General features: G+C 60.5%; 12 protein-coding genes. 4 read left to right on the top strand and 8 right to left on the bottom strand.

Going from position 1 to position 13,841, the window contains the following annotated elements:
• Positions 1-36 precede the first annotated feature (36 nt).
• The 8 genes from N2600_RS28850 to N2600_RS28815 all read right to left on the bottom strand — a co-directional run bounded on the left by N2600_RS28850 (position 37) and on the right by N2600_RS28815 (position 9,042).
• A complete protein-coding gene (locus N2600_RS28850; RefSeq protein ID WP_260299470.1) occupies positions 37-1,329 on the bottom strand; it encodes an ABC transporter substrate-binding protein in 1,293 nt (430 codons plus the stop codon).
• 44 nt (positions 1,330-1,373) lie between these two features.
• The gene (locus tag N2600_RS28845) at positions 1,374-2,384 is read right to left on the bottom strand and encodes a LacI family DNA-binding transcriptional regulator (RefSeq protein ID WP_170279595.1); all 1,011 of its coding nucleotides are present in this window, start codon (positions 2,382-2,384) and stop codon (positions 1,374-1,376) included.
• Positions 2,385-2,566: 182 nt separating this feature from the next.
• Positions 2,567-3,316 (bottom strand): ribonuclease activity regulator RraA, encoded by a 750-nt coding sequence (locus N2600_RS28840; RefSeq protein ID WP_170279594.1) that lies wholly within the window; start codon positions 3,314-3,316, stop codon positions 2,567-2,569.
• A 21-nt stretch (positions 3,317-3,337) separates the two neighbouring features.
• The gene (locus tag N2600_RS28835) at positions 3,338-4,501 is read right to left on the bottom strand and encodes a mandelate racemase/muconate lactonizing enzyme family protein (RefSeq protein WP_260299052.1); all 1,164 of its coding nucleotides are present in this window, start codon (positions 4,499-4,501) and stop codon (positions 3,338-3,340) included.
• A gap of 33 nt (positions 4,502-4,534) precedes the next feature.
• Positions 4,535-5,632, bottom strand: coding sequence for an ABC transporter ATP-binding protein (locus tag N2600_RS28830; RefSeq protein WP_222350859.1), 1,098 nt, complete (start codon positions 5,630-5,632; stop codon positions 4,535-4,537).
• A gap of 11 nt (positions 5,633-5,643) precedes the next feature.
• Positions 5,644-6,534: a carbohydrate ABC transporter permease gene (locus N2600_RS28825; protein ID WP_260299051.1), complete on the bottom strand. Its 891-nt coding sequence runs from the start codon at positions 6,532-6,534 to the stop codon at positions 5,644-5,646.
• Positions 6,531-7,490 (bottom strand): carbohydrate ABC transporter permease, encoded by a 960-nt coding sequence (locus tag N2600_RS28820; RefSeq protein WP_260299050.1) that lies wholly within the window; start codon positions 7,488-7,490, stop codon positions 6,531-6,533. The genes N2600_RS28825 and N2600_RS28820 overlap by 4 nt, the downstream gene beginning before the upstream one ends.
• 73 nt (positions 7,491-7,563) lie before the next feature.
• Positions 7,564-9,042: an ABC transporter substrate-binding protein gene (locus tag N2600_RS28815; protein ID WP_017967552.1), complete on the bottom strand. Its 1,479-nt coding sequence runs from the start codon at positions 9,040-9,042 to the stop codon at positions 7,564-7,566.
• Positions 9,043-9,248: 206 nt separating this feature from the next.
• Here N2600_RS28815 and N2600_RS28810 point away from each other — a divergent pair, with 206 nt between their 5' ends.
• From N2600_RS28810 to N2600_RS28795, 4 genes are all read left to right on the top strand, one after another.
• Positions 9,249-9,959: a GntR family transcriptional regulator gene (locus N2600_RS28810; RefSeq protein WP_026154502.1), complete on the top strand. Its 711-nt coding sequence runs from the start codon at positions 9,249-9,251 to the stop codon at positions 9,957-9,959.
• A gap of 53 nt (positions 9,960-10,012) precedes the next feature.
• A complete protein-coding gene (locus N2600_RS28805) occupies positions 10,013-11,179 on the top strand; it encodes a mandelate racemase/muconate lactonizing enzyme family protein (RefSeq protein WP_222350857.1) in 1,167 nt (388 codons plus the stop codon).
• Positions 11,180-11,246: 67 nt separating this feature from the next.
• Positions 11,247-12,608, top strand: a complete 1,362-nt coding sequence (locus tag N2600_RS28800; RefSeq protein WP_260299049.1) for a mandelate racemase/muconate lactonizing enzyme family protein — start codon at positions 11,247-11,249, stop codon at positions 12,606-12,608.
• Between the two features lie 16 nt (positions 12,609-12,624).
• A complete protein-coding gene (locus N2600_RS28795) occupies positions 12,625-13,824 on the top strand; it encodes a mandelate racemase/muconate lactonizing enzyme family protein (RefSeq protein WP_222295809.1) in 1,200 nt (399 codons plus the stop codon).
• Positions 13,825-13,841: the final 17 nt, after the last annotated feature.

Here is a 13,841-nt window from a genome sequence, read left to right as displayed (position 1 = left end):
CCAGGGCCGGAGAACCGGCCCCGTCAAAACCACCCCCTACTGCTGTTCGTCGAAGGGCGGGTAGCCGGCGTTGTCCTCGATATCCTCGTCGATCTTCTTGGCAGCGGCCGTCAGCGCTTCCTGCGCGTCACCACCGTTGAAGATCTTGTCGACGGCCTGCATGAAGGCCGAGGTGATCGTCGGATAGGCCGGGTGCGGCGGACGGGCGATCGCGGTCTTGGAAGCCTGCTCAAAGGCGATGGCGAGCGGACCGCCTTCCGCATAGAGCGGGGATGCGGCGGCGAAGCTCTTCAGGCCCGGATAGGCGGACTGGGTCTTGGCGTACTCCCGATAGTCCTTCTCCTTCAGCAGGAAGCTCAGGAACTTGCCGGCGATCTCAGGGTTTTCCGAGGTCGCGGAAATGCCCCAGATCCAGGTTCCGTTCGGGCTCACGCCCTTGTCGCCGATCTTGGGCAGCGGCATGACGACGATATTGTCCTTCATCGCTGCCGATGCCTCCGCGTAGAACCAGTGTCCGCCCATGGCGAGCGCGGCCGGCTGTCCCTCGGCGTAGAACTGGTTGGTGCCCGACGAAGTCGGTACGACCCAGCCCTTCTTCACCCAGTCCTGCATCATCGTCAGCGCCTTGACGCAGACCTCGCCATCAAGCGTGCCGCTGGCCTTCCAGGTCTTGCGGTCGATCAGGTCGCAGCCGGCGCTCTCGAGCAGCGGGCCGTAGGCATAGGTGATCCACTCGGTCTTGATGCCGTAACCCCGGAAGGTGTCGATCGGCCACTTCACGCCTTCAACCTTGGAAAGCTTTTCGAGATAGCCTTCGAATTCCTCGCGGGTCCAGGCATCGTCGACCGATTTCGGAATGCGGGCGCCAATGGCTTCAAGATATTTCTTATTGCCGTAGAGCACGACCGAGGAGTCGGTGAGGCCGATCGCATAAAGGTCCTTGTCGATCGGATAGGTGCCCTGGGCAATATTCGAATCCGTCATGTCATCGAGCAGGTCCTTGTCAATGAGCGGCTTGACGGCCTGCAGATAGCCGGACCAGACATAATTGGCGAGGAACGGAGCATCGAGCTCCATGATATCGGGCAGCTGCTTGGCCATGACGGCGGCGCTGAACTTTTCGTTATAGGCATCGTGCGGCGCGTAGATCATCTCGATGTCGAAATCGGGATTGGCTGCCTCAAAGCGGGCGGCAACATCGCCATAGGCCTTCACCCAGCCGGGATCGCCCTGGTGCATGACGTGGATGACGGTCTTCGCCTCGGCGAAACCGGCGGTCGCGACCAGCGTGGCGGAAGCCAGGAATGCGTAAAGTAATCGATTACCCATTGAAGTGCTCATTGATATTCTCCTCCTGTTAGACACTCGATGTTTCAGACGGATGCCCGTTCGACCAGATGGAACGGCAATTTCCGCAGATGCGGCGGTTGGGGCTGCTCGGCCAGGAGGATCTCCATGGCAAGGCGGCCCATGGCGCGGTGCGGCAGGGCCATCGTCGTCAACGGCGGGTCCAGCCGCGAGGCAAGCTCGACCTGGTTGTCGAAGCTTGCCACCGCGATATCATCCGGAATGCGAAGGCCGGCGCGGGCAAGCGCCGCATAGACTTCCATCGCCACGCGGTCATTGCCGCACAGGATGGCGTCCGGCCGTTGACCGGATTTCAGAAGCGCCTCCACATGAGAGGCAACAAGGCTTGGCGCACGGTCGCTGTAGACGCTGCGTCGCACCGCCGGCAACACGCCGACGGGGTCGATGCCCCCCTCCTCAAGCGCCGCACGAAACCCCATCTCGCGTAGCGTGCCGGCGAGAATGCCCGGCAGGTTGATGAAGGCAATGCGCCGGCGGCCGGCGACAAGCAGATAACGCACGATCTCCCGCGCGCCGCCCTCTTCGTCCGGCACCAGCGCGGTCACGCGGCCGGCAGCCTCGCGGCAGTTGATCATCACGCCGACGGCGCCCGCCAACCTGTCCGGCAGGGCGACATGCTTGTGGTACATGGCGGCATATGCAACGGCGCGCGGCCGGAACTGCTGCACCTCGTCGAGCACCGAACCGATAGACTGGCCGCTTCTGTGGTTGACCGCAAAAACCGCCATGCCGGCGCTGCGGGCCGCCCCGTCGAGGCCACGCACGATCTCGGTGGCGAAGGGCGAAGTGATGAGGCCGTCGGAGACGACGCCGACCAGCGGCAGCCAGCCCTGACGCACGCCGCGCGCCGCCAGGTTGGTGACGTAGCCGAATTCTTCCGCAATGGCCTTGATCTTCTGGCGCGTATCGTCCGACATGCGGGCGGAGCCGCCGTGCAAGGCGCCGGAAACTGTCTTTACCGAGACGCCCGCACGTTCCGCGATGTCAGAAAGTGATACTGCCACGATCTTCACCATCCTCCTTGGGTTATCGATTACCCAATAGTGGCAGCGGGCACGTTTTGTCAAGGGGATTTTAGACGCACTGCACATGCCAATCAGGTTGCCGCTGGCATTTGATGGAGACCGCCAGCTACGCCTTTCTCAACTGTGCGCAAATTGGCGCGGCAGGTCGCCGCCCGCCTGGGGTAATCGACAGGCTAGCTTCGGCTCCCCAAGTGGTTTGTTTTGCGCCACTCGTCGTACTCTCCGCGGGCATCGTCATGCAGCGGATAGTAGCGCTGCAACGACCCGCCCTCCATAAGCTTCACTCGCGAGAACTCCTCCCAATCGTGATGCTTTTGCGACTCTTCGATGACCTTCGAGGCCATTGCGACTGGAAGCACCACCACCCCGTCGTCGTCGGCGACGATGATATCGCCGGGGATGACCGTGACACCGCCGCAGGCAATCGGAACGTTGACGGCGTTCGGATAGATGCTGGTCTGCACATGGTAGTTGGGAGTCCAGCCACGCAGCCATAGGGGCAGATCCAGCTTCTCGACATTGGGCCGATCGCGCATGCACCCGTCGATTACGATGCCAGCGCCACCTCTGCCTTTGAAATAGGTCGACATCATATCGCCAAAGACGCCCGAGCTCATGTCGCCGCGCGCGTCAACCACGACCACATCGCCCTCCTGCGCGTGATAGAGCACGTGCCGGTGCAACTGCGTCTCCGGATCGGCATATTCTCCCTCGGTGAAGAGGTCCGGCCGCTGTGGCATGAACTGGAGCGTCAGCGCCGGCCCGACGATCGACTTCCCGCGGTTCTGCGGCACGGGACCGACCATGTGGGGATTGCGGAAGCCCATGTGGCCAAGCGTGCCGGCAACCGTCGCGGCGCCGATTTCCTTCAGCGCGTCGATCATATCTTTGGGCGGCCGCATAATGTCGGGAGTATGCGTCATTTTTAGACTCCGTTGGATGGACTACCAGTTCGTAACAGAACCGTCGCGGCGCTTCAGGTGAGGCGCTTCCCAGAACCGAAAGCTTTCCGCGTTGACCGCCTCTTCGTTGACCTCGATGCCGAGCCCCGGTAGATCGCTGACCGGATAGTCGGGGCCGTCGAGCCGTGGTTGCACGGGGAAGAAGTCGGAATTGTCGAAGCCGAGCTTTGCTTCGGGCGCCCTGGTCTCGAGCCAGGCGAAATTCGGTACCGCGGCGGCGAGATGGATGGTCGCGGCCGTGCAGACTGGGCCGAGGGGATTGTGCGGCATCAGGTCCACATAGTGCGCCTCGCTCCAGCCAGCCACCTTCATCGCTTCGGTTAGCCCGCCAACATTGCAAACATCGAGCCGGTTGAACTGATGGATGCCGCGCTCGATGTAGGGCAGGAACTGCCACTTGCTGGCAAATTCCTCGCCGATGGCGAACGGGATGTCGGTCATCGTGCGCAGGGATTCGTAGGCCTCCGGTGTCTCGTCTCGTATCGGCTCCTCGAGGAAATCAAGCACGCCACGGCCGAGCTTGTTGCAGAAGCTCGCCGCCTCTGCGACCGACAGCCGATGGTGATAGTCGATGCCGAGGACGACGTCGTCGCCCAGCGCCTCGCGCGCCTTGTTTAGCATGGCTGCGGTCGCGCCGATCGACTGGCGCGGCTCAAAGATATCCTTGCTGTTTTGCCCGATGGGAAAGAAGCGGATCGCCTGCCATCCCTGTGCGCGTAGTTCGCCGGCTCGTTCGATCGCAACGTCGCCCTCGGCCTCGTCACCGGTCGAGGCGAAGGTAGGAATGCGATCGCGCTGCTTGCCGCCCAGCAGGTCGTAGACCGGCACCCCCAGCGCTTTTCCCTTGATGTCGTGAAGGGCGATGTCGATGGCGGAAATCGCCGCCTGCAGAACGCGCCCGCCTTCGAAGTACTGGCTTCGATAAACTTCTTGCCAGATCCGACCAATCTGCATCGGGTCGCGGCCGATGAGAAATTCGCGATAGTGCTCGATCGCGCCAACCACGGCCTTCTCGCGACCGCTCAAGCCGCTCTCGCCCCATCCGAAGATGCCGTTGTCGGTCTCGACCTTGACCAGCATCTGGTTGCGGGTTCCTACCCATACCGGATAGGGCTTGATCGCGGTGATTTTAAGCTTCGTAGTCATCCACACCCTCGTTCCAGACGCATCGGCTCTGTCTCAGTTGGCCCTGAGAGCCATTTCTGTTTCGCCGTCGAACAGATGCATCCGCTCCTGGTCGAACTCGAGCCAAATAGGCTCGTCGGGCGCGACGGCAATGGTCGGCGGCACGCTGACGTTGACGATGGCGCCAGACAGGAACGCCTGTACGAAGGTGACGTCTCCGGTCGGCTCGACAGTGTAGGCCTTGGCAGGAAGGCTTCCTGGCACCGCACTCTTGTGCAGCTTGATCGTCGAGTGGCGTGCGCCGAGCACCACTTTCCTGGTTGTTGCCCTCTCAACCTTCCGGGCGTTGGCTGGCGAGAGCTCGAGGCGCCAGCCCTCCGCGCTGGTCAACACCGTGTTGCCGCCTGCAATCGACGCCTCCAGCGGGACAAGGCTCATTGCCGGGCTGCCGACGAAGCTGGCGACGAACATGTTCACCGGATGGGCAAAGACCTGCGCCGGTGAATCGTATTGCTGCAGGTAGCCGCCGTTCATCACCGCCATCCTGTCGGCCATGGTCACGGCTTCGAGCTGGTCGTGCGTCACATAGATGATCGTTGCCTTGAGGTCCTGGTGGAAGCGTTTGATCTCTGAGCGCATCTGCACGCGCAGCTTCGCGTCGAGGTTGGAGAGTGGTTCATCCATCAGGAAAACCGCCGGATCTCGAACGAGGGCACGGCCGAGCGCCACGCGCTGCTGTTGCCCGCCCGAAAGTTCGCGCGGCTTGCGCTCGAGCAGCTGGGTCATGTCGAGCACTCGCGCTGCTTCCTTGACCTTCCTGTCGATCTCGTCCTTTGGCAGTTTGCGCATCTGCAGCGGGAACGCCAAGTTTTTGTAGACCGATTTCTGCGGATAGAGCGCGTAGTTCTGGAACACCATTGCGATGTCCCGGTCCTTGGGGTCGAGGTCGTTGACCACCCGGTCGCCGATGACGATGTCGCCCGATGTGATGGGGATCAGCCCCGCCACAAGATTGAGCGTGGTCGTCTTGCCGCAGCCTGAAGGGCCGACGAGCGCAACGAATTCGCCGTCATTGACCGTCAGCGAAACATTGTTGACAGCTTTGAAGCTGCCATAGGTCTTGACCAGATCTTTGAGGACCACGTGGGCCACCGGTAACTCCTCTAGTGCTTGACTGCGCCTTCCGTAAGGGCGCGGACGAAGTATCGTTGCAGGACGAGGAACAGGACCACGACAGGCACGCTCATCATAAAGCTGGCCGCCATCAGGCCCGGAAAGTCCGTCGTATTTTCCGAGAAGAAACGCTGGATGCCGACCGGCAGCGTCAATTGGTCGTTCTTGGAGAGGAAGGTGTAGGCGTAGATGTACTCGTTCCACGCGCCGATGAAGGCATAGATCGCCGTAGCGATGATTCCTGGCGCCGAGAGCGGCATCACGATCAGGACAAAGGCCTGGAACCGCGTTGCCCCGTCGATTCGCGCCGCCTGCTCGAGCTGCACCGGGATGTTGTCATAGAAGCCCTTGAGGAGCCAGATTGCCAGCGGCAGGCCGAATGTGAGGTAGGTGAGGATGAGCGACGCATGCGTGTTCACCAGCCCGATCGCGCGCATCAGGATGAAGAGTGGCACGAGAAAGATTACGGCCGGGAACATGTTGCGAAGCAAGACGGCGAAGAACAGAAAGTTTCGGCCCGGGAAGGTGAAGCGCGAAAACGCGTAGGCCGCAGGAACTGCCACGATAACCGAAAGGATGGTCGTGGCGGTGGAGACGAAAAGGCTGTTCCAGAAGAAGCGCAGGAAGTCCTGGCCGACGCTGTTTTGCGGATCGAGCAGCTTCTGGTAGCTGGCGAGGGTGGGTTGGTCAGGCCACCATTGCGGCGGGAATTGCATGGCCGCGAAGCCGGACTTGATCGAGGTGATCAGCATCCAGATCATCGGCAACGCGGTGTAAAGCAGCATGAACACCAGGAAGATGCGTCCGCCCCACCGCCATCCGTCGATGCGCATACGGCGACCGGCCTTGCCTTGAGAAACAGGCTCGGCAATCGTGCTCATGCGCTCCCATCCTTCCGCTCGTTGCCGCTTAGCGCACGGACGTAGAAGTAGCCGAGCGACATCAGGATCAGGAACAGCAGCACCGAATAAGCCGATGCCACCCCCCAGCGCTGGCGGCCGAAGGCGAGCTCGTAGATGTGGGTGATCCAGATATGCGATGCGTTCGACGGCCCGCCGCCGGTCATGATCCAAGGGATGATGAATGAATTGAAGTTGGCCACTGCCAGCAGAAGGATCGTCACCGTCGAGACATTTCTCAAATGCGGGAAGGTGACGTGCCAGAACCGCTGCCATGCATTGGCTCCGTCGACTTTTGCCGCGCGCAGCAACTGGTCCGGGACTGTCTGCAGGCCAGCCATCATCATGATCATGGCAAACGGAAACTCCCGCCAGATATTGACGACGATCAGGGAAGGCAGCACAGTGCTGACGCTGTCGATGAAATTCGGCGGCCTGTCGGCCAATCCGAGGCCGACCAGCACCGCGCCGATGATCCCGAAGTCCGAATGGTAGATCCACTTCCAGATATAGGAGGCGGCGACCGCGCTGATGACCCAGGGAATGATCAGGACGGCGCGCAAGATGCCACGGCCGACAAAGTCGCGATGGAGCGCGAGCGCGCTGGCAAACCCCAGGACAAATGAGATGAAAGTAGATCCCAGTGTCCAGATAAGAGTGTTCGAGGTGACTGTCCAGAACACCGGACTTGCGAGGATGGCGGTGTAGTTGCCGAGGCCGATGAAAGTCTTGTCCCGGAGCTGCAGGCCCGGCGGCGTATTGAAGAACGACAGCTCGATCGTATAATAGATCGGATAGGCTATAACGATGAGCATCACGGCGATCGCAGGAAGCACGTACGCGTAGTCAGCGCGATGCTCCCAAATCTTTCGCAGCACACTGGACCCGTCGGGTTGCAGTCTTCGGCGAGCCTCGGCCTTGCCAGTCAAGATCGTCACTGTGCCCTGCCCTTGTTCTTGGGAACAAACCGGCTGCAATCGAGGCGCAGCCGGTCAGATCGTCAGGCTTGGACTAGAGTCCGCCGTCCATCAGGTCTTTCACCTTCTTGGCTGCGTCGTCCGCTGCTTGGTCGACGGTCATGGCTCCGGTCAGGGCATTCTGCAGCATGTCCGGGATGATGATATTCATGATCTCGGGGGACTGCGGCAGCGCAGGGAACGGGATACCGTATGGCAGCATCGAAGTTGTGACATCGAGGAACTTGATGTTGTCCAGACGTTCCTTCATCCATTTGGTCTTGAAGCCGTTAAGGTTTCCCGGGTTCGAGCCGGCATAGGCCATCTTCAGCGACCATTCAGGGCTCGTCCACATGCAGATGATAGCCTTTGCGGCCGGCTCGTCTACCTTGCCGCCCTCGACATATTCGGGCTTCAGGATGTGAATGTTGGAGCCGCCAAACACGACGGCGCGCTTGCCGTCGGGGCCAGTCGGGATCAGACCGTAGCGCATGTTGTCGATCACGGTCTGCGCCTTATCCTTGTCGGTACCCGTCGCCTTCTTCTGCAGGTCGAGCATGACGTTGTAGTCGGACGGGTGCGAGATCATCATGCCGAGCTGACCAGCGAGGAAGAGGGGCTGGTTGTCGGCCTGCTGGTTGGTGAGCGCCGAAACCGGAACCGACTTGTCGCGAACATACATATCGTAGGAGGCTTGCAATGCCGCCTTGCTTTGCGGGCTATTGAGCTCGACCTGCTTATAGGTCGGGTTGGCGGTCGCTTCGTCGAAGACGCCGCCGCCATAGGCCCACAGCTGCGGCATGAAGCGGTACGGCGTATTGCCGGCATTCTTGCGAGCCACGAGGCCGTAGCCGGCAATGCCGAGCTTGTCGTGGATCTGCTGGGAATCCTTGACGACGTCATCCCAGGTTGCCGGAGCCTTGTCCGGATCGAGGCCTGCACGTTTGAAGACGTCGGCGTTCCAGATGAACGCCATCGTCTCGTTGTTGGTGGGAATGCCGTAGGTCACGCCGTCCCAGGTTACAGCCTTCATTGCGCCGGGCCAGAAATCCTCGGTCGAATACCCTACATCCTCGGGTTTGAGCGGCTGCAAATAGCCCTTTGAGGCGAACTCGGTGCCGCCCAGGATTTGCAGGCGGACCGCCATGGGCGCTGCATTGCCGAGGAGCGCCGTCCGGAACTTGTCCAGCAGGTCGTTATAGGTGAGGGCTTGTTCCTCAAGCTGGATATTTGGATAGGTCTTGCGGAAGGTCTCGAAGAACTCCTTGTAATACTGACGCAGGAGGTCGGGGTCGCCCTCGAAGACGCCCTGATACCAGAACGTCAGTCGCCCCTTGTAGTCGAGGGGCGTGACCTTGGCGCAATCGGCCGCCGTGTCAAAATCCTCTGTGCCGGCAATGGAGCGCACATATTGCGGCGACCACTTGCTCAAGTCGACCGGCGCACCCAGCGCCGATGCGGACATCAACGATACCATCAAAGCAGTGGAGACAGCGCCGCGCAGGACGGCACCGCCGAGTGAAATCCTCGTCATAAGGTATCCTCCAGGTTCTCCCATGCCGCTCTGCTTCGAGGCGAGCGGTCTTTGCTCCCCGGTCGCGGGACTATCCACAAATGTATCCCTTTGACCTAATCATACGTTTTCAGATTGAAGATTGTCTGTCAATCAAAGAAATCGTACATTGTTTACGGAAGCCTTGCGTGATATCCGAGCAATATGTGTATTGATTGGGGACCGTCTTGGCCGGAACAAGCGATTTTAAAGCAAAGCCACCCGAAGGGATCGACGCAATCGGGGCCTCCAGCGAGGGCGCCTCGCTTTATCAACTGATCAGGGATGACATTATCGAAGGGCGGCTCGCTGCCAACGAGCGGCTTGTGGTCACTGATCTCGCCCGGCGCCACGGCACCTCAACCAACCCCGTGCGCGAGGCTCTGCAACTGTTGCGCGGAGAAGGCTTTGTCACCCTCGTTCCCAACCGCGGAGCGCGCGTCCGGCCTATAGATCAGGATTTTGTTCGGGACATCTATGAGATCGGAGTCTTGATCGAGCCGGCACTGACGCGATGGTTCGTGAATATGGCCACCGTCGAGGACATTGCCGAACTCGAACGCATCCAAGGCCTGATCGAAGACAATAACTTCGACGACACGTTCAGGCACAGCGAGCTGGACACCGCCTTTCACACCGTAATGTACCAAAAGCACTACAACCGCCATGCCGCCGAGCTTTGGTGGAAGCATCGCGAAGTGCTTCGAGCCGTGAGCCGGCGTTTCAACTTCACGCTCGCCCGGCGTGCCGCGATCCTTAACGAGCATCGCGAGCTCATCGCGCATGTAAAAGCGGGAAATGCGAACGAGGCAGCCGAACTCATTGCACGCCATGTCGAGGGCTCCGGCCGGCACATCCTCGAACACATGCGTGCGCGTAATGCCGCTCGGGCAGGATAGAATAGATAGCCTGGAATATCGTTATCCCGACCATTTCAGTAAAGGCAGTTGAGATGAAAATCACCAGCGTTCGGCCGTGGCTGATCAAGTCCGATGCTTCTTATTGGGGAGAGTTTCTGTTCGTCGAAGTGACGACCGATGAGGGGGTGAGCGGGTGGGGAGAGATCACCACCACGACAAGGCTCGCCAATCGCGCGCTCTGCACGATCCTGCGACAGATCGGCGCTGCGGTGACAGGCGAGGACCCGGCGCGTATCGAATATCTGTGGCACAAGATATTCCGCAGCTTCACCTACATGGGCAGTCGCGGCGCCGCAGTCGAATGTGTAAGCGCCATTGACATAGCCCTTTGGGACATCCGAGGCAAAGTCTTGGGCAAGCCAATTTACGAGCTGTTGGGCGGACCGGTCCGCGATGAAATTGCGCTCTACACCCATCCCAACCAGGCCAAATTTACCAGCAAGGAGGCTGTGGTCCGGGAAATTCGAGACATCGTCGAGTCCGGCCACACGGCGCTCAAGTTCGATCCTTTCCCCTACCAAGGCCGCACCGCCGATGGACTGCCTCGCGAACAGCGGGACGGCTACCTCGATGGCAGCATGACCCGCAAGGACGAGCGCGAAGCCGCCGAACTTACGGCTCTGATCCGCGAAACGGCGGGCTCTGATGTCGACATCCTCATCGATGCGCACGGCCGCTTCGACGTTCCCACCGCCATTCGCCTTTGTCGGAGCCTCGAGGAAGCCGGTCAGATCGACTGGTTCGAGGAGCCTTGTCCACCGGAGAGCCTCAACGCTCTCAGGCAGGTGCGCGAAAAGGTCAACGCCGCTATCTCGTGGGGCGAGCGCGGCCACACGAAATGGGATTTCGTGCCGGTGCTCGAAAACAGGCTCGCCGACTACATCATGCCTGACGTTACCTGGACCGGCGGCATTACTGAACTCAAGAAAATTTCTGCCCTATGCGAGGCCTACTACATCCCGGTCTCGCCGCATGACGCCGCAGGGCCGATCAACGTGGTTGCGGGAGCGCAGGTGATGATGACCGTTCCCAACTTCTACAAACTGGAAACGTCGGAGTGGAACCTGGGCAAATACGATCACCTCATCGACAGACCACTCGATGTTTCGAACGGCAGCCTCAAGCTTTCGCCCAAGCCCGGTCTCGGCGTCGAAATGAACCGCGACTACCTTCAAAATCACGAGATTGAACTGGCCTAGCCAACAATCTACGCCGCCACCAGCGTGCGCGGCGGCGAACCCGGCCGATCAGAATGAGGATTAAATCATGCTAGAGGCAGATGGAGCCGACGAGGCGCTTAATCGAGTGAACACGCATTCCAGGCCGTCCGACCTTCGCATCACGGACATGCGGGTCGCCGAAATCATCGGCGCGCCCTTCACCTCAGTACTGCTCAAGATTTATACCAACCAGGGCATCGTCGGGCTTGGCGAGGTGCGCGACGGCGCCAGCGCCACCTACGCGCTGATGCTGAAGAGCCGGTTGCTTGGCGAGAATCCTTGCGACATCGACCGCCTGTTTCGCCGGATCAAGCAGTTCGGCGGGCACGGTCGGCAAGGCGGCGGCGTATCGGCGGTTGAAATCGCGTTGTGGGATCTTGCCGGCAAGGCCTATGGCGTCCCCATCTACCAGATGCTCGGCGGCCGGATTCGGGAGAAAGTGCGCGTCTACTGCGATACTGATGCCAACGTGCCGAGCGGTACCGAGACCGGCAGGCGCCTCAAGCAGCGCATGGAGCTCGGATTCACCTTCCTCAAGATGGATCTGGGGCTGATGCAGATCGCTGATGTGCCCGGTGCGGTCGTGTTTCCTGCCGGCTCACTAGAAGGATACCGCAACGGTCCCAGTCGCGGGCCGCTGAAGACTATTGAAGAGCGGCGTGCCCGCAACGCTGCGTACGATCTGCATAACGTCCCGCACCCGTTTACCGGCCTCCACTTTTCCGACAAGGGTCTCGACTTCCTTGAACAATACATCGCCGAGGTCCGTGAAGTCATCGGCATGGATATTCCGCTCGCCATCGACCACATCGGCCACATCTCAGTGCAGAACGGCATTCGCCTTGCCAGGCGAATTGAAAAATACGTGCCAGCCTGGCTCGAGGATGTGATCCCATGGCAGTATACTGAGCAATACCGACAACTGCAGGACGCCACTACGGTGCCGATCTGCACCGGCGAGGACATATATCTCAAGGAGGGCTTCGGGCCTCTGCTCAAGAGCGGCGGCCTCTCCATTATCCACCCGGACCTGCTCACCAGCGGCGGCATTCTCGAGACCAAAAAGATCGGCGATATGGCGCAGGACCATGGCGTCGCCATGGCCATCCACATGGCAGAAAGTCCAATCGCCGCCATGGCCGCGGCCCATGTCGCGACCGCGACTGAAAACTTCATGGCGCTCGAATACCACTCTGTCGATGTCGACTGGTGGGACGATATCGTCACCGGCCTTCCCAAGCCACTCGTGAAGGACGGCTTTATCACCGTTCCGGACAAGCCCGGCCTGGGGATTGACGATGTCGTCGACGAGGTGATCTCGCAGCACCTGCAGCCGGGCGTCACCGGCATTTGGCAGCCTACGGATCGCTGGGACGATGAGTATTCCTGGGATCGCACCTGGAGCTGAGGCGAAAGAACCGAAGATGAAGATCACCGATCTCCGCTGTGCCGTTATCGGCAAACACCCGATTGTCCGCATCGTGACGGACGAGGGCCTCTATGGCCTGGGCGAAGTCGAATTCACCAAGACCTACCTCAAGCCCTTTGTGCTGCATTTCCGCGAGGCGCTGATCGGCGAGGACCCGACCGACGTCGAGAGAGTGATGCTGAAGATCCGCCAACGCGGCTCTTTCAAGCCGTACGGCGCGGCGGTGAGCGCTATTGAGCATGCGCTGTGGGATATTGCCGGCAAGGCCGCGGGCGTGCCCGCCTATAAACTGCTCGGCGGCAAGGTGCGTGACAAGGTGCGCGTCTACAACGGCTCGATCCGCCAGAAACGCACGGGCGACCGGCCGGAGGATTACGCCGCCGACGTCAAATGGATGATGGAGCAGCCGCAGAACTTCTTCATGGTCAAGCAAGGAATCTCGTTCCACTCCAACATGAAAGACACCATCGAGGACTTCCACTACGGCGTGACGCAGAATAAGGCAGGCTATCACGGTGCCATGGATCAGGGCGCAATCAGCGAACGGGGTTTCAATCACATGCTCGACTGCGTGATCGCGATGAAGGAAGTGCTGGGTGACAAAGTCAGCCTGGCGCTCGACTGCGGGCCGGGCTGGATGCTGCCCGATGCGATCAGGTTCGCTCGCGCGGTCGAGAAGTACAATTTGATGTGGCTCGAGGACATGCTGACTGGCGACTACGTGCCGTGGGTCAATCCGCAAGCCTATCGGGAACTGACAACCTCCACCTCGACGCCGATCCACACCGGTGAGCAGATCTACCTGCGGCACAATTTCAAGGAACTGATCGAGACGCAGGCGGTGCGCGTCATCGGCCCTGATCCGGCCGATATTGGCGGTATTGCCGAGCTCAAATGGGTCGCCGAGCACGCCTACATGCACTCGATCCTGATGGCGCCGCACGGCACCGCCAACGGCCTGCTGGGGCTCGGCGCGTTGATCAATGTCTGCGCCACCTTGCCGGCAAATTACGTCGCGTTCGAATATCCGAGCGCCACCGACCCCTGGTGGGAGGATCTGGTCGTCGGCTTGCCGCCGCAGATCGTGAAGGACAGCATGGTGGACCTGCTGGACGCGCCGGGGCTGGGCCTCGATATCGACGCCGAAGCGGCCAGGAGATATCTCAGGGAAGAGGATGCGGGCTTCTTCGACTGAACCTCCCTTCACCGGCA

This window comes from Rhizobium sp. WSM1274 (assembly GCF_025200775.1).
Classification (GTDB): Bacteria; Pseudomonadota; Alphaproteobacteria; order Rhizobiales; family Rhizobiaceae; genus Rhizobium; species Rhizobium leguminosarum_I.
This window is presented reverse-complemented; position numbering and strand designations above follow the sequence as displayed.